The sequence below is a fragment of the Pedobacter cryoconitis genome, assembly GCF_003259615.1.
GTDB classification, from domain to species: domain Bacteria; phylum Bacteroidota; class Bacteroidia; order Sphingobacteriales; family Sphingobacteriaceae; genus Pedobacter; species Pedobacter cryoconitis.
Genome location: NZ_QLLR01000017.1, coordinates 1 through 21,731 on the forward strand (window position 1 = coordinate 1; position 21,731 = coordinate 21,731).

Sequence of the window (21,731 nt, forward strand, 5' to 3'; positions counted from 1 at the left end):
CCAAACCATAACTAGTTGAAGATTAATGAAATTATAATTTTCCCTTTGACTAACCCATGGACAACTGCGGACAATTGCAGACAGCTGCGGACAATTACGGACATTTTTTACGCATCAGGATAATCTTTAACGCGAATAGCCTACATTGGTGGAAAGGCATTTATTTATTATGGGAAGTTTAACGGGTAAATTTGTAAAGGGAATCCTGGGCGATTTCATTTTTAAAGCAGCAGTTTGGAGTACAGGTTGTTTCAAAAGTTCTGTAAGGGGCATAATGAAACAATCAATGGAAACCCAAAGGCATCAGAGAACTTTCGTAAAAGTAGCAAGCCTGGAAAAATCAGGATCTTTCCTCCCCCTAAGAATTCCGCTGAAGCGTTGGCCGATCTCTTATCAAAGTAATCAGGAGACTTTAATAATGATAAATTGAACTATAAAATCAGGAAGTAATCAGCTTATTAAAGAATCGTAACCATCTGCTTTGAACTAAGAAATATCAAACCCAAAACTTGAAATTTAATCCCTGATCCACAAGTTTATGATTTGATCCTTTTTTTGTTGAATTGATCGTAATTGTTTTACAACTGTTTTACACAGTTTCAATGACGATCCTAATTGTTTTTAAAACACTTAAGTATTTCACAAACAAATAAGAAGGAAAAGCAATGTTTTCATTCGCTTTAATTGTACTGAATCCTCAATAATCCCGAATTCATTTTATACTTCTTCCTGATCTCTTTTTACATGATCTGCAAGCTTAAAGCCTGTAGTCCCTTCACTCTTATCGTCCAAAAACAATAACACTACTAAAGAGATGATCGGGATAAGAAATGAAATGAAAAACCAGAACCAAAAACTTCTTCCCTGACTTTTTGCAAAAATCCCGGCAATAGTTTGTGGTAATATTAAACCCATTAATAGGAGCAGTTCGGCCATAAAGGTTGCTGAATAAACAATTATAAAGTTAGCGATATTTTAAAATCATTTGTAAACTGCTGTATAAAATTAATACTAAGCCCAATCAGAACGGCCCTATCTTTGTTTATAACATAACTAACCAAATTTAAACAGGCTCTCTTAGCAAATAGAAAAATGGAAACCCAATTGGAAAAAAACAAAACAGTAGTTAAACGCTTTAATCTCGAAGTAATTGAACAAGGTAACCTGGAAAGCTTTAAAGAATTGATGGATGACCAGTTTATTAACCATACCGCTCCTGAAGGTACTGACAACGGCCCGGGAGGAATGATTTATACATTTAACCAGGTTTTAAGACCCGCTTTTCCTGATATGAAAGTCACAGTCTATGATCAGATTGCAGAAGGAGAACTGGTGACTACCCGTAAAACGATCACAGGAACACACAACGGTACCTTTATGGGAATGCCGCCAACCGGGAAAAAAGTTGCGATTCAGGTGATAGACATCGTAAGAGTCGTGGACGGTAAATATTACGAACACTGGGGTATAAATACGCTTTCTACAGTGCTCACGCAACTCGCTACCGACTATGTGATTAAACAACCTGTTTTATCTCATCCGGAGACAGAATCGATCATCAGTAACTTATTTGATAAAAATTCCAAAATTTAGAATTTAATCCTAAATTACATACGCCAAATACGAGCTAAAACCATTTAATAATAAAAGCAGGTAGTATGAACGAATTTCAAATTAAAAAGTCAGACGTCGAATATGACGCCATAATAGTTGGATCCGGAGCAGGTGGAGGTATGTCAGGATATGTACTTGCCCATGCCGGTCAAAAAGTGCTGATGCTTGAAGCAGGTGCTTATTTTGATCCACGTCTGGACGCGCAACAACTAAAATGGCCATGGGAATCTCCAAGACGTGGTGCCGGAACTGTACGCCCGTTCGGAGATTTTGATGCTGCTTACGGAGGCTGGGAACTTGATGGAGAACCTTACACCCAAAAGAATAATTCAGAATTTGCCTGGTTCCGTTCCAGGATGCTGGGAGGAAGAACCAATCACTGGGGACGTATTTCTCTGAGAATGGGACCCGAAGATTTTAAGTGTAAAGACGGACTGACAGATAACTGGCCAATAACCTATGAGGAAATTAAGCCATTTTATGATAAAGTAGACCGGTTAATCGGAATCTATGGAACTGTTGAAGGTATAGAAAGTGAACCTGATGGTATCTTTATGGCACCGCCGAAACCCAGGTTAAATGAACTGTTTATAAAAAAAGCAGCTAAAAAGAATGGAGTAACCGTTATTCCGGGCCGCGGGTCAGTATTAACAGAAGCATTGCCAAATAATAAAGACCGTGCCCCTTGTTTCTATTGCGGTCAATGCGGCAGAAGCTGTAAAGTTTACGGTGACTTTTCTTCTTCATCCTGCCTGGTCATACCAGCGGTAAAAACAGGGAATTTAACTGTAATTACCAATGCCATGGTACGTGAGGTACTGACAGATAAAGCTGGTTTAGCTACCGGTGTATCTTATGTAGATAAAACTACGATGGAAGAGCACCAGGTAAGAGGAAAAGTAATTATTCTTGGAGCCAGTGCTTGTGAATCTGCTCGTTTGCTGCTGAACTCTAAATCTGTAGCTCATCCTAATGGTCTGGCGAATAACAGCAATGTAGTCGGTAAATACCTGCATGACTCTACAGGTGCAAGTTTAAGTGGTTTTCTGCCACAGCTCATGGATCGTAAACGCTATAATGAAGATGGAGTAGGCAGCGTTCACATCTATTCTCCATGGTGGCTTGACAATAAAAAATTAGACTTCCCACGTGGTTACCATATAGAATATGGTGGTGGCCTGCACATGCCAGGTTACGGCTTTGGCGGTGGTATAGAAAATATGAATGGTGCTGTGCCCGCAAGAGACGGTAAAATGAAAGAAGCTGGCGGATACGGTATAGGTTTGAAAGATGACTACAGACGCTTCTTTGGAACACAAGTAGGTATGGCCGGACGTGGAACAGCGATTGCCAGAGAATCAAACTACTGTGAAATAGATCCTAAAGTCGTAGACAAATACGGTATTCCTGTATTACGCTTTAACTATAAATGGGCTGTTGAAGAAGTTAAACAGGCCAAACATATGCAGGAAACTTTTCAGGAAATGATGCACACCATGGGCGCTATTGTGACTTCAAAAGTCCATGGAGCGGAAGATAACTACGGACTGGAAGCTCCGGGTAAAATTATCCATGAGGTAGGTACAGTCAGAATGGGAGACGATCCAAAGAAATCAGCTCTAAATAAATGGTGTCAGGCACACGATTGTAAAAATCTGTTTGTGGTGGATGCTGCACCTTTTGTGCAACAAGGTGATAAAAATGCAACCTGGACAATTCTGGCTTTATCGATGCGTACGGCAGAATATATCCTTGCAGAAAAGAAAAAACTAAACCTGAGCTAACCAAAATAGACATGAACAGACGTGAATCACTTAAAGCCTTAGGCTTGACGGCTATAAGTTCAGCAGTATTGCTGGAAGCTTGTAAACCAGGAGCACTTAAAACAGACAAAGCAGCAGATGAAAAAGCTGCCGCTCAACCAGGCAGAGAAGCCTTCGAAGTAGAGAGAGACAACGCTTTAAACGCAGCGAAGTTCTTCAACGCACATGAAATGGCTACCATTGCAATCCTTTCAGATATTATCATTCCCAAAGATGGGAAATCAGGAAGCGCAACGGATGCTAAAGTGCCGGAATTTATTGAGTTTATCGTTAAAGATATTCCCGACCATCAGATACCGATGCGCGGTGGATTAAAATGGCTGGACATCCAGTGCCTTAACCGTTTTCAGCAAACATTTAAAGACGCATCAGAAAAACAGCGTATTGAAATGGTAGAAGACATTGCTTATCCGAAAAAAGTTAAACCAGGAATGCAACAGGGAGCGGCTTTTTTCAGCCTGATGAGAGATCTGACGGCTTCTGGATTTTTCACCACAGAAATGGGTGTAAAAGATTTAGGGTACGTAGGGAATGTACCCAATAAATGGATGGGAGTACCAGCCGATGTATTGAAGCAGTACGGCATGGAGAATGTTTAATTCAACCACTTTATAGCTGAGGCTGTTAACTTCTCTGATGATAAATTCAGGAACGTTAACAGCCTCTTTTTTTATTGGGATTTCCTCTCCTGATACAGTTAAACTTTGTATCTTATCTGATCTAAAAAGAGCCAAATGACCCTGATTATTGTACTGCTTTGTATCCTTTTATTAATTATAATGGTGTCCGCTATGCGGATCAATGCCTTTCTTTCTTTTTTAATTGTATCAATCATTGCCGGCATCGCATTGGGTATCCCGCTGAATAAAATTGCAGGTTCTGTTGAAAAAGGAATAGGTGATGTGCTGGGCTCCTTACTTATCATTATTGCCGTGGGTGCAATGCTGGGAAAACTGGTTGCTGATAGCGGAGCAGCACAGCGGATAGCCGCAGTAATTATGAATATCTGTGGTGAAAAGTACATTCAATGGGGAGTAGTGATTACCGGATTTCTAATCGGTATCCCTCTTTTTTACGGCATAGGCTTTGTCTTAATGATCCCGCTGATCTTCTCCGTGGTTTATAAATACAAGTTACCAGCAATTTATATCGGGCTTCCCATGCTGGCCGCTCTTTCTGTGACCCATGGATTTCTTCCGCCACATCCCTCACCATCTGCTTTAGTTATACAATTTAAAGCGAATATGGGGCTTACTTTATTGTATGGTTTAATCGTTGCCATACCGGCGATTGTGATTGGCGGGCCACTTTTTGCCAGAACACTTAAAAATATTCCTTCCACTCCATTAAAAAGTTTTGTGCCTGTTGATAAACCAGAACACGAACTGCCAGGCACTTTTAACAGTTTCTTTACAGCACTTTTGCCGGTTTTATTACTTGTTATTGCCGCCATATTATCTTTCTCCGCTAACCAGGTACCCGGACTCCACAACCTGATGGGGCTGGTAGGCGAATCAAATGTGGTGATGCTGATTGCTTTAATTACCGCGACACTGACGCTGGGTATTTTCCAGGGAAAGAAAATGACTTATATCATGGATCTTTATGGAGAAGCCATTAAAGATGTAGCCCTTATTCTGTTGATTATTGGAGGCTCAGGTGCATTGAAACAAGTATTAGTAGACAGCGGAGTAAGCGCACAGATCGCGGTTATGCTGAAAGAACTGCATATGCAGCCCTTATTTCTCGGATGGCTCATTACCGCCGTTATCCGGTTTTGTGTCGGTTCAGCTACAGTTGCCGGCTTAACTACTGCAGGCATTATTTTACCGCTGATGTTTGCGACCAATACCAACCCCAATCTGATGGTGCTGGCAGTAGGGGCCGGAAGCTTGATGTTCTCTCACGTAAACGATGCCGGATTCTGGATGTTCAAAGAATATTTCAACCTCAGCCTGAAAAATACGTTTAAATCATGGGCATTGATGGAATCGATAGTTGGTACAATAGGACTGATCGGCGTACTTTTATTAAATCAAATTATCTAAAAAATATATAATGGAAAACTTAAGTGCAGAAGCGCAATTCGCGAAACTAGGATTAATTCTACCACCAGCACCAAAGCCTCTTGGTGTTTATAAACCATATTTGATTGATGGTAAATATCTTTTTCTATCTGGCCACGGCCCTGTCAATGACGATAAAAGCCTGACTATTGGGCGTATAGGTGCTGACCTTGATCAGGAAGAAGGTAAACTGGCCGCAAGACAAGTAGGGCTGACCATGTTGTCTACCATTAAAACTAATCTGGGTACACTAAACCGGGTAAAAAGAGTAATCAAAGTTTTAGGAATGGTGAACTGTACACCGGACTTTGAAAAACACCCCTTCATTATTAACGGCTGCAGTGAATTATTTGCACAAGTATGGGGAGAAGAAAACGGGGTAGGTACACGCAGTGCTGTAGGCTTTGGTTCACTGCCTGATAATATTCCGGTAGAAATTGAAGCGATGTTCGAATTACATGAGTAATATGGCAGCAGACTGGTATTTAATCGATGACGTGGAACTGCTGGATTCCCCGTCCCTGGTATTCTACCAGGAAAGGATAACTGCAAATATTGGGAAATTAAAGGGAAATATTCCTGCAACAGACAGATTGAGGCCGCATGTTAAAACCCATAAAACAGTGGAAATTACCCAGCAGCTGTTAGCGGCCGGGATTACTAAATTTAAATGTGCAACTATTGCTGAAGCAGAAATGCTGGGTCTTTGTAAAGCGCCCGATGTACTGTTAGCCTATCAGCCTGTAGGGCCAAAAATTGATCGGTTTATTCAGCTGATCAAAACCTATCCGGATACTGCATTCTCCTGTCTGATTGATAATGAGTTCTCCCTGAAAGAGATTGCCCATGCAGCAATAGCTTCAGGGGTAATTATAAGTCTTTTTCTGGACCTTAATGTTGGAATGAACAGAACTGGCATACTGCCGGATGAACAAGCATTAGCTCTTTATGAAGCTGCAACAGCTCAAAAAGGTATTAAAATACTGGGACTTCATGCCTATGACGGTCACATCCATGATGCAGATTACAGCCTCAGAGAAGAACAAGCAGCTGTTATCCTGACTGCTATTCACAAACTAGCCGAACAGATCGTCCGCAAAGGGATGTCAGAACCAGTTATCATAGCCGGAGGGACACCCACTTTTCCAATTTATGCAAAGCTGGATTATATAGAATGCAGTCCGGGCACATTCGTGCTGTGGGATAAAGGCTATCAGGATGCTTTTACAGAACAAGACTATCTGACCGCAGCGCTGGTAATCACCCGTGTAATTTCACTGACCTCTGCTACAAAAATCACAGTTGATCTCGGGCATAAATCCGTTGCAGCAGAGAACCCATTAAAAAAGAGGGTACATTTCTTAAATGCACCCACAGCAGAAGCCGTAAGCCAGAGTGAAGAACATCTGGTGCTGGAACTGGGAGCAGACCATGGCTTTCAGATAGGTGATGTTTTGTATGGTTTACCGATACATATCTGTCCTACAGTAGCACTTTACAGCAATGCCAATATCATTAATAAGCATAAACTAACAGGAGGGTGGAAGATAATTTCAAGGGAGAGGAAGATTAATATTTAATTTTTAAACTGATGTTTACTATAGATGCACACCTCGATTTAAGTATGAATGCACTGGAATGGAACCGCGATTTGCGGTTGCCAATTGCTGCAATCAATGCAAGAGAACAAGGACTGACCGATAAACCCGACCGTGCCAAAGCCGTAGTTTCTTTACCGGAGCTCAGAAAAGGTAAGATTGGTTTGGTCGTTGCCACCCAGATTGCACGTTACGTTGCTCCTGGAAATAATTTACCTGGCTGGCATTCGCCAGAGCAGGCCTGGGCACAAACACAAGGGCAACTGGCCTGGTATAAAGCCATGGAAGAAGCAGGGGAAATGGTACAGATCAATAACCTGGAAACCCTTGAAAAACATGTGCAGCTCTGGGAAAATGACCAGCAAGACGAGAAGAAACCTATCGGTTATATTTTAAGTCTGGAAGGTGCAGATTCTATGGTGACTATTCAGCATCTGGAACGTGCTCATGCCAATGGTCTTCGTGCAGTCGGACCAGCACATTATGGCCCCGGACGGTATGCACAAGGTACAGATGCCACAGGTTTTATGGGCCCAAAAGGTCATGAACTGCTCAGAGAAATGGAACGTCTGAATATCATTCTGGATGCTACACATTTGTGTGACGATAGTTTCTGGGAAGCATTAGACCATTTTAACGGGCATATCTGGGCATCGCATAATAACTGCAGAGCCCTTGTTAACCACAACCGTCAATACAGCGATGGACAAATTAAAGCACTAATTACCCGTGGCGCAGTGATCGGCTTAGCCCTTGATGCCTGGATGATGGTTCCAAACTGGGTTCGCGGACAGTCTACACCAAGAGGTATGAACTGTAACCTGGAAGTGATGGTCAACCATTTAGATCATATTTGCCAGATCGCAGGTAATACTTTACATGTGGGCATAGGATCAGATCTGGATGGGGCATTCGGAACAGAACAATGTCCTTATGATGTGGAAAACATTGCAGATTTGCAGAAGATACCCGCACTTTTAACAAAAAGAGGATATACAGCTGAAGATATTAAGAACTTGATGCAGGGAAACTGGCTGCGGTTCCTGAGAAAAGCATGGCATTAAATCAAGCAGGAGCGAAGTTATTAACGTAACCAACAAGTTATCCACATTTTATGTGGATAACTTGTTGGTGTTAAAATCTCATTATCAGACTTTGATATAGATTTTACGTCTGTCGAGTACATAGCCCACAAGCCAACACACTAACATAAAGCTGATTGCAAATAATAAGGAACCTATTGGCCCCGGCGCAATCACCTGGAAGAAATTAACATTTATCCACTTGCTAAAATGAAACTGTGGAAAAAGTAAATCAATAATAATCAGTAATAAGTCTGAAACGATATAAATAAACAAAGGGTTTTTCCCGAACACCACGAAGAATTTCGTCCATCGGGTAGACTGTCTTACCTCAATAATGTAGAGCAGTACACCAATAATCATCAGATCAAGTCCGGTAGTGACCAGTACAAATGAACTCGTCCATAACTTTTTGTTAATCGGCAGTACTGAATTCCAGCAGACCGCAATTAAGACGAATAAACTTCCCACCAGGAAAAGCTTGGCAATACTTTCATACCCTTTTCCTTTTTCCTGAATGAACTTACCCGCAAAGTATCCGATAATCACATTCACAATGGATGGAATTGTGCTTAATATTCCTTCAGGATCAAAAGCAACATGTTTACCATTCATAAAATCGCCATGATACAAATGAGAAGTTCCCATCACGAATTTATCCAGGTAATACCCTGCATTCCCGGTCATGGTTAACTCAGCACCAGGATCACCAAAAACTAATAAGCAGACCCAATAACCTACCAGGAAGAGCACACTCATCCAGATGACAGTTTTTCCTGATAGGTAATGGATCATTAGCGAAGCAATTCCAAAACACAGCGCTATTCTTTGTAAAACACCCAGAATGCGGGTATTTCTTATATCTGCAAATATGATATGCCCCTGGCTGTCATGTTTGAAAAATGGAAACCAGTAGATCAGGAATCCGATAAGGAAAATTAAAAAAGTACGTTTGAAGATTTTCAGCAGTACCTGGGAATTGTCCATTTGACTGAATCTTTTCATAGAAAAGCTCATTGCGTTCCCTACCGCAAAAAGAAACGAAGGGAAAACCAGGTCTGTAGGAGTGAACCCATGCCAGGCAGCATGTTCAAGTATGCCAAAAGGTATTGCGCCTCTTCCGGGAGAATTTACAATGATCATGAAACATAAGGTCATGCCACGGAATACATCCAGGGAAAGAAAACGCTCGGTTAGTGGTTTCATAGGCTTATTAGATTTATTCCTTTTTAAACAGGAACTCCTTTAAAGATAAGGAGTTCCTGAATGAATTCTCTGGTTAGTTATAGCCAGGGTTTTGTGTCAGTATTTTGTTGCCCCCCTGAACACTCAGGTCAATCTGACGCTGAGGTATAGGATAATACTCATTTCTTCCACTGGTGAATTTACCCCTTCTGACATCAGAAGTTATCTTGCCCTGGAAGCTGAAATAGGCATTCAATTCTTTCTCTGCAATACCCCAGCGTACCAGGTCAAAAAAGCGGTGACCTTCCATCGCCAGTTCTATCTTACGTTCATAATAAATCGCGCTTAAAGCATAAGCCTGGCCCTGGCTGGCAAAATCGCCGGCAGGATACTCACTCACCTTATAATTTGCCGCCGGCACATCAGAGAACCCTCCAAGCGGGTTACTGTCATCTATATACTTATAAACCCAGCCCTCTTTATTTGCAGCCCGCGCTCTTACCCTGTTAACATATTGTTGTGCCGTAGCCAGGCTTCCTGCCTGTGCTTCACACTCCGCAGCCTGTAACAAGACATCAGCAAAGCGGATAACCAGGTAATTGATAGCTGATCCAGGGGCCCAGGTCGTTTTGTCTGCATCCGTAGCTGCAGTTTTTTGCCAGTATATATTTTTCTTAGGTCCATAAGGCCCACCATAGCTTTGATCTCTGATCCATGCTGCGCCCGGATAATTTCCCCAGTCCAGATAAGGAATACCGCGTCTGCCAGCTGTCCAGTCAATTCTTGGATCTAATGTTCCCTGATCCGCTATGAATTCTGTACCTCCGCTAATACCCATGTCATTTTTAACCGCATAGTCATTGTAATTGGAAAGATAAGGAAGCCCCGTTGTTTCATTCGTTCTGAACCTGTTTACCAAATCAATAGAAGGCTGAAAGAATCCGCAGCACCCAAAAGGACTGCCCCCGTAAGGGAAATTCAGCATATCCCCGTTATTGCCACTGGTTGGTCCGGAAGGATCTGCATTCGCTGCCATTTGTATCGTGAATACCTCTTCCGGATTATTTTCCTTACTAGGCATGAAATTATCCTCGAAGGAAGCGTTCAGGTCATATTTTTTACCACTACTGGTTACACCCGACGGAATCACCACATCAAATATTGCTTTCGCATCTGCATATTTCTTCTGATATAAATAAGACTTAGCCAGGTAAGCACCAGCCGCCCATTTATTCACTCTGCCTATTTCACCCTGTGTTGCAGGAAGATTTTCGTAAGCAAACTTGAAATCGCTGGTAATTTTAGCCCATAGTTCAGTACTTACCGGTTGATTATAATCAGTGGTGGTTTCATCGATCCATGGCGCATTGTTCCAGAACTTTTTAATCTCAAAATAGTAATGAGCTCTTAAAAATCTGGCCTGTCCGGCGATGGTTTTTCCTTCTTCTGGTGTGATGTCCGTTGCTTTAGCTAAAAACTTTAATACGTTGTTGGTACGGGCAACACCTTCATATAGTGCTTTCCATTTCCCATTGTAATACGCATTGTTCGGATCAGAATAAAAGTTTGCAATAGGATCAATGGCAGGCTGATCAGAACCATCACTGCCTTTAGAAGCATCACCACCAGCAATTGATCCGAAGACCCAGTTGCTTGGTGAACCTTGCCAGGCTTCACCGCCACCTAAACTCTGGTTTGCTCCCTGCATTCCATATAATGCTGCATAAGCGCCAATCAGCAATGCGTTTACGCCGTTTTTATTAGCCACCAGTTCTTCAGATACTGAGCCCAGCGGAGGCTGTTGTAAAGCCTTTTTGCAGGAAGGCAATAATTGTGCTGTAAAGACCAGTACAGTCAACAAAACAAATGTAGATTTCTTCATCTTTATATTTTTTAAACCAAAGGGTGATTAAAAGGATAAATTTAAGCCGACTAAGAAAGTGCGCTGACTAGGATAAGAACCATCATCAACACCATAAGCAGTCTGCTGTCCGGTTTCACTTGATGTGCCTATTTCCGGATCAACACCAGAGTACTTGGTAATCGTAAACAAATTTGCTCCTGACAAGTAAACTCTCAATTTATTGACTCCTATTTTCTGCAGTCTTGCCGAATTAAACGAATAACCGATCTGTGCATTTTTTAACCTCAGGTAAGAACCATTTTCTACGAAATAAGAGTTCGGAACCGCGTTGGTACTGAATGAATTCGAAGTTTCCTGAATCGGTGCACTCGCATTGTGATTTTGCGGAGTCCATGAATCATATAAAGCTGTTTTGCTTTTCGCGCCTCCGAATGAAGGGTTAAAATCAGTCCACCACTTTACCTGGTTCCAGATCGAGTTACCCTGAACACCATAGAAAAATGCACTGAAGTCCCAGTTTTTATAAGTCACACCCAGGTTTAATCCATAACTATAAGATGGATTTGCATTCCCTAAAAAGGTACGGTCATCTGCAGTAATACGACCATCACCATTTACGTCTGCATATTTAAAACGGCCTACACCAATATCAGTCTGGTATACATCATTGGGATTACCGGATGCTGCCTGCGCTTTTTTGTTAGCCTCATCCACTTCCTGCTGAGAATTCCAGAAACCATCTGTTTTATAACCGAAGAACTGGCTGATCGGATGTCCTACCGCATTGCGGATAATATTACTTCCATCAAAACGGCGTGCATCTACATCGTAATAATCAGAACCACCAGAGATCTTCTGGATTTCATTGTGGTAAGTAGTAATCGTAGCCGTTGCATTCAGTTTAACGGAACTGCTTACCTGCGTGTTTCCTGAAACCGAGATATCAAAACCATTGTTTTTCATCTGCGCTATATTGACAAAAGGTACTTTTGCTGCACCGCTTGTTCCAATCATTTCAGGATTATACAACAGATCCTTGATATTCTTGCGGTAATAATCAGCAGAAATATCAATATGTCCACCGAATAAAGTCGCATCAAAACCAAAGTTTGAATTGATGTTTTTCTCCCATTTAGCTCCTGGATTACCAGTTTGATTCTGATAGAATCCGGAAACGATATTATTTCCGCCACCAATGGCATAATAAGACGTGCCGACCTTACTGCCGAAAGTCGTGAACGAGTTACCGCCACTTACATTCAGCTGATTTCCCATGATTCCATAACCACCTCTGATTTTCAGATCAGTGATCCATTTTACATTTTTAAGGAAACCTTCCTGAGAAATTCTCCAGCCCGCACTTACTGCAGGGAACCAGCCATATACATGCTGCAGGAACTTAGAAGAACCATCACGGCGTATTGTTGCACCGATCAGATATTTATCATTATAGCTATAATCTACTCTTCCAATCAGCGAGAATAAAGTATTAGCCGTTCTTTCGCTGGTTGTTTTCATTGGGCCGCCACCAGTAGAAAGATTGGTGTAATCCGGATCAAAAGAAAAATATCCCTGGTTAGAGCCTGTAGAAACATGTGTGTTTTCTCTGAAAAATTCTGTTCCTGCTACTGCTTTAATCCGGTGTTTATTAAATGTTTTGTTAAAAGAAAGCGTATTGGTCCAGCTATAATTATAACCATCCAAAGCAGATTCACTATAAGAATTGGTTGTTGAATTTTCTGAATTCTCATACTGCGGATATACAAATGCGCGGGTAGCGCCCGAATAATTTTCTCCGCCAAACTGAGATCTGATCGTTAAAAAGTCAGTCAGATCAGCTTCCGCGAAAATATTTCCGAACAACCTGTTCTGTTGCGATTTATTATCTTTAGTACGTTCCTGCATCGCTACCGGATTATAAGCATCACCCAGGTTACCACCATAAGATCCGGCAAAGTTTCCCATAATATCTCTGACAGGAATAATAGGCTGCTCTCTGAAAGCATGACCAATAGCATTATCACCACTTAAACCCGCAATCTGTGGATTATTTGTAATGGAATAAGCCAGATTCTCACCCACACGTACATGTTTACTCACATTATACTGACTGTTGGAACGGATCGTATATCTTTTCAGATAAGTATTCAATAAGGTACCCTGCTGGTTGAAGTAATTTGCAGAGAAAAGGTAACTGCCCTGATCAGATCCTCCCGTAATGGCCACATTCTGGCTCGTGATGGAAGCAGGCTTGAATATCTCGTGATACCAGTCTGTGCCCTCTTTATTCGCCTTTGAAATCCGGTAAAAACTATTGAATTCGTTGGCAGAAGTATAAAAAGGTTTTAGTTTATAGAGCGAAGGATTGGCTCTTGGATCACCTTCTTTAGCACCCGCCGGTAAAATATAATCCGGCAGTACATAAGTTGGTCCGCTGCCATATAAGGAATCTACAAAATCTGTAGCTCCCGAATTGGTCATCGCCATATGTTTAAGATCTGCCATTTCCTGAGGGTTCAGCATATTCCACACATTGCCACCTTTAGGGCGCTGCGTACCATAATAAGCATCATAAGTCACTGTTACTTTACCTTTGCCTTTTTTAGTGGTAATCACAATAACCCCGTTTGCAGCTCTGGAGCCATAAATTGAAGCCGAGCCTGCATCTTTCAAGACCTGCATAGTCTCAATATCATTTGGGTTCAGATCGGCGATACTCTGTGTAGGTACACCATCCACTACGTATAAAGGATTATTATTTCCAAAGGTGTTCACGCCTCTGATTCTTACTTGTGGTTCTTCTCCAGGCTGCCCTGAGCCTAATACCGTTACACCGGAAGCCTGACCTTGCAAGAGATTGTTAACCGATGCAGTAGGCTGTTTGATCATAGAACCTACATTGACAACCGATACCGCACTTGTCAGATCTTTCTTGCGCTGCGTACCATAACCTACCACAACTACTTCTCCTAAAGAAGTGAGTTCTTCAACAAGTTGTACATTCAGCGTTGTGCGCCCGTTTACAGGCATTTCTTTGGCCGTAAACCCAATATAAGAGAAGACTAATACTACATCGGGGCCGGTTGCAACAATCGCGTAGCTTCCATTCACATCTGTTGTGGTGCCGATTTTAGTTCCTTTTACATTGACACTTACCCCTGGTAAGGGCTCACCTTTATCAGAAGTTACCTTACCTTTTACAGTGAGCTGGTTCTGATTGCCTGGCAGACCAATTGTTAATCCCGAAAGATCTTTCTCATAAAGCAGGATCTGGTTGTCCTCCACTTTATAATAAATATTCAATGGATTCAGGGTTTCGTCCAGTAGCTGTCCTAATACCTTATTGACTGCACTGACAGTTACCTTACGCTGTGCTTTGATCACAGTAGAACTGTAAACGAAGTTTACCTTGGTCAGCAGTTGTATTTCGGTTAGTATCTGCTTGATCTGGCCCTGGTTAATATTAATTGAGATTTCCTTGTTTAATATTTCCTGCCCCGTCACATTCTTGGCGAAGGACGTGCAGGTGAATAAAATGCCAAGAAAAATTTGTGTCATGGATATCCGCATTGCTGTTTTGATTAAAGCAACAAATCGCTTTTTTTTCATACCTTTAGAAGTTTTTGTTCGTTAATGTGAAAATTTCGTACAGAGATTATTGGCTGGCAATGTTGGGGAACTTTGTCAGCCTTCTTTTTTTGAGGAATTTGGTTAGTAGATCTTCAATCGGTCCATAGGCTACTTTGATTTTTGGTTAGTTAGTTGGTTAGGTTATTTAGTTTTGATAATTATTTTGGTACCTGCTATTTCATAATGTGCTTTTATCGTATGGCACAGCAGGTCTAGTTTCTGATATAAATTCTGTTTAGAAATATCTCCCGTAAACGTATTGTTATAAAGTTCCTGGTCTTCAATAATGAATGCAATCCCATAAGTGGTCTGCAATTGATTCAGTACCTCGGTTAATGGTGCTTCTTCAAATACATAAGCTGCTTTATGCAGGTTTGGATTAACGGGGACGATGGGCAGGGGGTCAGCAACTAAAGTAGTTTCGAAATCATCATTATCCTTTTTGTAGGTTGTCTTTTGGTTTGGCGTAAGCATTACCTTTTTATCCTGATTAAAAAGATGTTTAAGGTTTAAGTGCTGATCCTTGTTCAGGCAAACCATTACTTTCCCGGTTTTTACGATTACCTGTGTTTCTTCAGCAGCCGGATCGGACTTGATAATGAAGCTGGTTCCAACTACCCTGGTAATTACGTTTTTGTTATAGACAAAGAAAGGTCTGTGTGGATTTTTGCTGATCAGAAAATAACCTTCTCCCTGTAAAGATACTTCCCGGGTCTGTGCAGAAAAATGTTCCGGATAAGACAGGGAAGAAGAAGGTTGAAGGATAACAACGCTGCCATCTTCCAAATTGATTCTGATTGGGGCAGAAGTATTGTTTTTCTTCTCCAGTATGGTGGTTAGCGCCTGGAACTTTAAATATTGCGGGTCCTGATGATTATTCAGAAACAAATAACCAGTAACCAAAGTAAGTGCAAGGAGAGCAGCTGCGGCAAACCATGCCAGCAATGGCAGGCGTTTTACCCGGTCAGGATGTGGAGTTGAAACGTGAACCTGGTTACTGCTGCCGGTTTCCAGGTTGATCCTGTCCCAAAGTTTTTGTTCAAGTGTAGGTAACTCATTGGGATAAATCTCTTCCAGGTCATCCCGGTCGAGCATGCTATACAATTTTTCAATCACGATTAACTCTTCCTGAGAACATTTGTTCTCCAGGTATTTTTCTAATAATGAATGAAGGGCTTGTCTTTTCATTTGGTGCCTTTAAAACTATATGTACGTTAAATCGGCCCTATCCCTAAAGAAAAGTAAAAGAAATTTAAAATTTATGAAACAAAAGGAAGGAGAGGAATAAAAAGAGATATTCCTTTAAATGAAACCGCATACTTTTCAGCGATTGTGTAATATGGTATTCTACTGCTTTTTCCGAAATATTCAACTGCTGGGAAATCTCTTTGGTAGACCGGTTATCGATTCTGCTTAGCTTAAATACTTCCCCTGTTTTTTTTGGTAACAGGGCAATCCCCTGGTTCAGTGCTTTAGAAAGATCATTGACTAAAGCCAGGTCATCAGTACTGCTGGTAATATGCTGCCGCTGACCAGTTACATGATCCTGATACTTTTCTTTGACCAGCTGGGATTTGTAGTGGTTAATGATACTGTATTTAAGACTTCCGAATAAATAACAATCCAGTGTATTGATGGTGATACTTTCCCTTCTTCTCCAAAGATCTGCAAAGAGATTCTGTGTCAGTTCTTCCGCCAGTTCTTTATGATAAACCTTGACATAAGCTGCTTTATAAATCCCTGCCCAATAACGGGTATAGATCTCTTTAAAAGCCAGCCCATCGCTATCTTTTAATAGATCTACCAACGAATTATCAGAGAGACTGTTGTATTTCATTTAAATTATATCTGGCAATAAAATTTAATTAAACTTTTAATTGGTTTCAAGACCTGTTAGTGTGATTGTTTAATGGTTTTTTCTAAAAATTAATCTAAATATATTAAGAAATGGCAAAAATGATTGTCTTTCTGCTTAAAGCATGTTATTTTGAGCATAAATTTAAACGGACATTCAATAAAAGCAATTAATCTTAATTAATAAGCGCTTAAGTTAGTAATTTAATCAGTAATAATGTGCTAAAGAATAACACGTTATCAACCGAAAATATTTCAAAAGAAATAGGGACTATAAATAGCAGGTCAAAATAGTTGCACAATTGGCTGGAATACAATAATCTTGTTAAGGAAAATTATTGTCAATTAGGATTAAATTTATTTTGATTTAGGGAAAATATATCCTAAGTTTCTGTGATTTTAATCAAAATTATTATTTTAGAGGTTAAAGTTCCCCTTTGGACTAAACAAGGCTATTTTGCAGGTTTTTGCAGACCAAATAAAGTTTCATCTTCCTGGAAGAAAGAAACCTGTTTTTATGTTTAAATCGTAATGAACAAGAAAGATGGAAACAAAAAGACAAATTAAACTCAATTATACTCAGGAATTTAAAATTGCCTGTAAAATAAATAACCTGAAGCCCGAAGAGCTGCTGCAATATTTTATCAGTTATGTCTCTTTTTATGCGTTTATAGGTGGTAACATGGATGCGATGTACCTTTGGGCAACGACTACCTGCATTGATTTTAAAGAAGTACATGGAGGACAGCCTCAGCCAATAAATGACCATAGAATACAAGAAATCTGTTTGAAATATATCAAGAAGCTAACTGCTATGAATATGAGCAGTGCAGCTTCAAAAATTATAGAACACCAGAAAATTGTTTCCTTAATGAGGGAATGGTCTTCAGAAATGCTGCCCATTACAGATTATGAACTGGAAATACAGACCAGTGAAGTTTATGTGCTTGAATTGACATTCGACTTTAACCTGGTCTGCCGGATGAACGGGTCAGCTATACAAGGACTGCTTCAATATTTTATCAACCAGGTTTCTTTAGCAAGAGAGCGTGCTTTAAACCTCCATCGGGTCGTTAAAACAGATCCCAGCACAGCTTTCCTGTTGCTTTTGAGCAGTAACCACGAAAGTTTTAGAAATAAGATATTACCGCAGCAGGAGATGTATAAAAAATACGCAGCTCAATTGCAAAAGCTGGATGAACAGCAAGAAGGAGAAAGTAGTCTGGAAAACAAAATAAGAAATTATAATAAATTTTATCTAGCGTGGTATAATGCACTAAATCAGCACATCAATTAATCAAACCTGGTTATTCTTGCCTGAATGGCCTGTTTCAACGGGCGGTGGGTAAAGTACATCTTTGACTGCTCCCCAATGGAACCATTGTGCAGCGCAGTAAATCAATAAATTAAAACTCTTGGGTCATAGATATGGTTATGCCTGTGAAGAAAATAAAATTAGCAATATGGGCTCAAATGGAAGAGTTAAATTAGTATCTACTGAGGATTTCAAAGTAGCCTGTACAATCAACAATTTGAAACAAGAAGAGGTTCTGCAGTACTTCGTTGACCGGGTTTCTTTTTACGCATTTAACGGGGGCGAAATGGAAGCGGTAACTTTATGGGCTACAAGTATTATCATTGATTGTAAGAAAGAAGTAAATGCAGAAATACAGGCAGTGACAGACCGGAAGGTAAAGCGGGTATCTCTGAAATATATTTTAATGCTGAGTGAACTGAATGATAACCCTTACCTGTCAACGATAGATAAGATGAAAGAAAGTTTTACGCTGATGAGAGAATGGGAGATTGATATGTCACCGCTGGTAGACTATCCCCGCGACTTTTCGCTGGATGAAAACCATTCTCTGGCCCTGACATTTGATTTTAACCTGCTTTGCCGGATGAATGGCATTGAAGCAGTACAAGTACTGCAATATTTTGTGAATAATATTTCCATGGCCAGTGAAAGAGCGATCAACCTGATTGAATTTGTGGAAACGAACTCCTGCATGTCACTTTTTGGAATGATGAGACTAAGTCTTGGTGATAAAAAGAACAGAATCCCCATTCATCAGGAAATTCATAAATGGTATGGTGAAAAATTACTTCTGCTCGATGACCGGCTGAAAAGAGAAGAAAACCTGGACAAACGTATTGATGTTTATAGAGCGTTCTATAAAGAATGGTATAACTCTTTGCGGAAAAACATCAATTGAAAGGTTTAATCTGATCTTCGGGGGATGTATTAAACCTTTCAATTGACGGACTATACTTGCTTGTCTTTTTTCTCGAGCAATGCTGCGGATGGCAGAAAATCTCTGGGCGACAGGCCAAAATGATCGGCAAATACATTGATGTGTTTCAAATTGTATTTGGCCGGATTTCCGCTGTTTTCCACGTTGCCAATGAAAGATGCTTTAACCCCGATAATGTAAGCAATGTCTTCCTGTCTTAATTTCTTATCAGCTCTTAATTTTCTGACGAAATCAACCACATGTTGTTCAATAAGATCTAGTTTTACCTTTCCTTCCATTTGCCGACTAAGTAATTTATATTCCCATTTATAATTTACACACATAAGTGTAAATATGAAGTGTTTCTATTTTATAAGTTAATTTATTGAAATTTGACAATATAATGTTGCATAATTTAATCTATTTCAAAAATTGTAAACCCTTATCATTTAGCACATAGGGAGATTAATTTTTATAAAACAATTTATGTTTTAAACAGGTGGCTGGTGATGTAGAATAATAAAAGTATAAGGTACAGAAAAAAAACTTTAACTGTATATTTGTTACAAAAAAAAGCTTACTACATTTAAATGAATAAGATTCTGGCTGGTTCCCCGCCTTTTAAAAACCTGGATAGCCTTTTTGTTGCGCTGATTGGCTTTATCCTGCTCCTGACTTATACCAGGCATACAGGAATTGGAATCTCTCCCGACTCCATTGTTTATGTGAGTGTCGCAAGGAATATTCATGATTATGGTGCATTACTGGATTACACGTTAAAGCCAGTAGTTGATTTTCCTGTATTTTATCCTTTATTTTTAAGTGCAGCTTCCTTTTTTTCCGGAGTGGACCCTGTTGCTGCGGGGCCCTGGCTGAATGCCCTTCTTTTTGCCCTGGTCATTTTCTGTACCGGTCATCTGATCGCATCATTTCAGGAAAAAAGCCGCTTTTATAAATTGGTTATACTCTTATCCATTGCCATTAGCCCGGCAATGTTTGATGTGTACGCCATGTTTTGGTCGGAAACATTATTTATACTGCTGTCACTTTTATTCCTGATCGCCTTTAGAAGCTATCTGAAGACACGTTCAATAGTTGACCTGCTCTTTTGTGCATTAATTGCTGCTATAACCTGTGTAACCAGGTATGCTGGTATTACAGTGATTGCAACAGGTTTGATGCTGATGGTTTTTGACCGCACGCTGGAATGGAGAAAAAAGATATTGCATTGTTGTCTGTTTGGCTTTTGCTCTGTCACTTTACTGGCTGCTAATCTGATCCATAACAGAATGGTTGCAGAATCACTTACGGGGCCCAGGGAATCCGGAATTACGTCTTTAGGAGATAATATTTTTTATTATGGAAAAGTAGTCTGCTGGTGGTTACCTGCGCTGGATGAACACCCCGGAGCCTATATGATCACCGCTATTTTCCTTTTCTTAATCGGCTGTGCAGTCTACTTGAAACGCGCCTGGTTTAGTATCGCTTATGCAACCGCAGAAAATTGCTTTGCCGCATTTTTCATTGTCTATACAGTATTTATTATCGGGGTTTCCACACTTTCACATTTTGAGCAGATCAACAATAGATTTATCTCCCCGGTATTTATTCCGATGCTGATTACGATAACCTGCTGGATACCGGGGTTAATTGCCAGGCTTCCGGTACTTAAGCGCCGCATTGCTTTAGTTGGTGCAGGGCTTGTACTGATAGCCTTTCAGGCACATGAACTTGTGAAACTTTATGGAATGTATCAGGAGGTCAAAGATTACGGCATCGCCGGTTATACGGATGATTCCTGGAAAAACTCTCAGCTTTCCGCATTCCTCAGAAAACATGCCGCAGTTTTAAAACCGGAGTATGAGCTATATTCCAATGCAGCAGAAGCAGTGTACTTTAACGGTGGATTAAGGGCAACCTCGCTGCCCCATTGGATCGAAGACCATGATATTCATGATTTCTTTTGTAAAGAAGGGGTTTATGTGATCTGGTTCCGTGCGGTAGAGGACCCTGACCTGCTTAACCTGGCTATCTTGCGCAAAAGAGCAGATGTGGTGAAGCAATATAGTTTCAAGGACGGAGAAATTTACCTGGTGAAACCTCATATTGCTCCATAAGTGCCGGAGATTTGAATTAATCCCTGGCGTGGAAACAAGCTCTGCACCTTGGCTCATAACTTTCTTTTTCTCCGAGCAGGATTTTAGCATCACTGGCTACCCTGCGAAAAGAATACATGGCAGGGCTTCCGCATCTTACGCAGACTGCATTTACCTTCGTGACTAATTCTGCGATGGCCATTAAAGCAGGGACAGGGCCAAAAGGTTTACCGCTGAAATCCATATCCAGTCCGGCTACGATCACCCTGATTCCTTTATTAGCAAGTTTATTACAAACTTCAGGCAGTTCATCATCAAAAAACTGTGCCTCATCAATGCCAACAACCTGGGTATCGGACTTCAATAAGAGAATTGCTGAAGAGTGTGTTACCGGGGTAGCTTCAATAGAATTATAATTATGCGATACGACTGCTGTTTCGTCGTAACGGGTATCTGTTGCAGGTTTATAGATCTCTACTTTTAATTTAGCGATCTCTGCGCGCTTTAATCTTCTGATCAGTTCTTCCGTTTTGCCTGAAAACATAGAGCCGCAAATTACTTCAATGCTGCCGCCATATTCTCCTCTGCTGTAATTTTGTTCGCTAAATAACATGCTGTATTCTGGGGGTGTAATGACCGGCGAATATCGAAATTTTGTAGTACTTTTGAGTGTTTAGTTATCAAC

The 21,731-nt window shown here is 40.6% G+C and carries 18 protein-coding genes; 10 read left to right on the forward strand and 8 right to left on the reverse strand.

Annotated elements, in window-relative coordinates; all coding sequences use genetic code 11:
• Window positions 1–717: 717 nt before the first annotated feature.
• Entirely contained in the window at window positions 718–936 is a 219-nt protein-coding gene (locus LY11_RS15785; RefSeq protein WP_111634633.1) for a hypothetical protein, read from the reverse strand.
• Window positions 937–1,092: 156 nt separating this feature from the next.
• Here LY11_RS15785 and LY11_RS15790 point away from each other — a divergent pair, with 156 nt between their 5' ends.
• The 7 genes from LY11_RS15790 (at window position 1,093) to LY11_RS15820 (ending at window position 8,165) form a co-directional block, all read left to right on the forward strand.
• A complete protein-coding gene (locus tag LY11_RS15790; protein WP_111634634.1) occupies window positions 1,093–1,593 on the forward strand; it encodes an ester cyclase in 501 nt (166 codons plus the stop codon).
• A 65-nt stretch (window positions 1,594–1,658) separates the two neighbouring features.
• On the forward strand, window positions 1,659–3,398 hold the full coding sequence (locus tag LY11_RS15795; RefSeq protein WP_111634635.1) for a GMC family oxidoreductase: 1,740 nt from the start codon (window positions 1,659–1,661) through the stop codon (window positions 3,396–3,398).
• Between the two features lie 11 nt (window positions 3,399–3,409).
• Window positions 3,410–4,036: a gluconate 2-dehydrogenase subunit 3 family protein gene (locus LY11_RS15800; RefSeq protein ID WP_111634636.1), complete on the forward strand. Its 627-nt coding sequence runs from the start codon at window positions 3,410–3,412 to the stop codon at window positions 4,034–4,036.
• Window positions 4,037–4,171: 135 nt separating this feature from the next.
• Window positions 4,172–5,485 (forward strand): gluconate:H+ symporter, encoded by a 1,314-nt coding sequence (locus tag LY11_RS15805; protein ID WP_111634637.1) that lies wholly within the window; start codon window positions 4,172–4,174, stop codon window positions 5,483–5,485.
• Between the two features lie 10 nt (window positions 5,486–5,495).
• Complete coding sequence (locus tag LY11_RS15810) at window positions 5,496–5,969, forward strand: RidA family protein (RefSeq protein WP_111634638.1); 474 nt, start codon at window positions 5,496–5,498, stop codon at window positions 5,967–5,969.
• Complete coding sequence (locus LY11_RS15815) at window positions 5,962–7,083, forward strand: D-TA family PLP-dependent enzyme (protein ID WP_211321571.1); 1,122 nt, start codon at window positions 5,962–5,964, stop codon at window positions 7,081–7,083. Before LY11_RS15810 ends, LY11_RS15815 begins: the two co-directional genes overlap by 8 nt.
• Before the next feature lie 11 nt (window positions 7,084–7,094).
• Entirely contained in the window at window positions 7,095–8,165 is a 1,071-nt protein-coding gene (locus LY11_RS15820) for a dipeptidase (RefSeq protein ID WP_111634639.1), read from the forward strand.
• Between the two features lie 84 nt (window positions 8,166–8,249).
• Here LY11_RS15820 and LY11_RS15825 read toward each other — a convergent pair whose 3' ends face one another.
• From LY11_RS15825 to LY11_RS15845, 5 genes are all read right to left on the reverse strand, one after another.
• On the reverse strand, window positions 8,250–9,389 hold the full coding sequence (locus LY11_RS15825; RefSeq protein ID WP_111634640.1) for an acyltransferase family protein: 1,140 nt from the start codon (window positions 9,387–9,389) through the stop codon (window positions 8,250–8,252).
• A 73-nt stretch (window positions 9,390–9,462) separates the two neighbouring features.
• Window positions 9,463–11,250, reverse strand: coding sequence for a RagB/SusD family nutrient uptake outer membrane protein (locus LY11_RS15830; protein ID WP_111634641.1), 1,788 nt, complete (start codon window positions 11,248–11,250; stop codon window positions 9,463–9,465).
• Window positions 11,251–11,277: 27 nt separating this feature from the next.
• A complete protein-coding gene (locus tag LY11_RS15835; RefSeq protein WP_111634642.1) occupies window positions 11,278–14,841 on the reverse strand; it encodes a TonB-dependent receptor in 3,564 nt (1,187 codons plus the stop codon).
• Between the two features lie 162 nt (window positions 14,842–15,003).
• On the reverse strand, window positions 15,004–16,050 hold the full coding sequence (locus tag LY11_RS15840) for a FecR family protein (RefSeq protein WP_111634643.1): 1,047 nt from the start codon (window positions 16,048–16,050) through the stop codon (window positions 15,004–15,006).
• A 64-nt stretch (window positions 16,051–16,114) separates the two neighbouring features.
• Window positions 16,115–16,699: a sigma-70 family RNA polymerase sigma factor gene (locus LY11_RS15845; protein WP_111634644.1), complete on the reverse strand. Its 585-nt coding sequence runs from the start codon at window positions 16,697–16,699 to the stop codon at window positions 16,115–16,117.
• A 561-nt stretch (window positions 16,700–17,260) separates the two neighbouring features.
• Here LY11_RS15845 and LY11_RS15850 point away from each other — a divergent pair.
• Together LY11_RS15850 and LY11_RS15855 are read left to right on the forward strand one after the other, a co-directional pair.
• Entirely contained in the window at window positions 17,261–18,013 is a 753-nt protein-coding gene (locus tag LY11_RS15850; protein WP_111634645.1) for a hypothetical protein, read from the forward strand.
• Window positions 18,014–18,131: 118 nt separating this feature from the next.
• Entirely contained in the window at window positions 18,132–18,932 is an 801-nt protein-coding gene (locus LY11_RS15855) for a hypothetical protein (protein ID WP_170132704.1), read from the forward strand.
• 50 nt (window positions 18,933–18,982) lie between these two features.
• Here LY11_RS15855 and LY11_RS15860 read toward each other — a convergent pair whose 3' ends face one another.
• Window positions 18,983–19,249: a helix-turn-helix domain-containing protein gene (locus tag LY11_RS15860; protein WP_111634647.1), complete on the reverse strand. Its 267-nt coding sequence runs from the start codon at window positions 19,247–19,249 to the stop codon at window positions 18,983–18,985.
• A 291-nt stretch (window positions 19,250–19,540) separates the two neighbouring features.
• On the opposite strand from LY11_RS15860, the gene LY11_RS15865 reads away from it, so the two are divergent.
• Window positions 19,541–21,067 carry a hypothetical protein gene (locus LY11_RS15865; RefSeq protein ID WP_111634648.1) on the forward strand — a complete coding sequence of 509 codons (1,527 nt, stop codon included), beginning with the start codon at window positions 19,541–19,543 and terminating at the stop codon, window positions 21,065–21,067.
• Between the two features lie 16 nt (window positions 21,068–21,083).
• Here the strand turns inward: LY11_RS15865 and LY11_RS15870 are convergent, their stop codons facing one another.
• The gene (locus LY11_RS15870; RefSeq protein ID WP_111634649.1) at window positions 21,084–21,659 is read right to left on the reverse strand and encodes a thymidine kinase; all 576 of its coding nucleotides are present in this window, start codon (window positions 21,657–21,659) and stop codon (window positions 21,084–21,086) included.
• Between the last annotated feature and the right edge of the window lie 72 nt (window positions 21,660–21,731).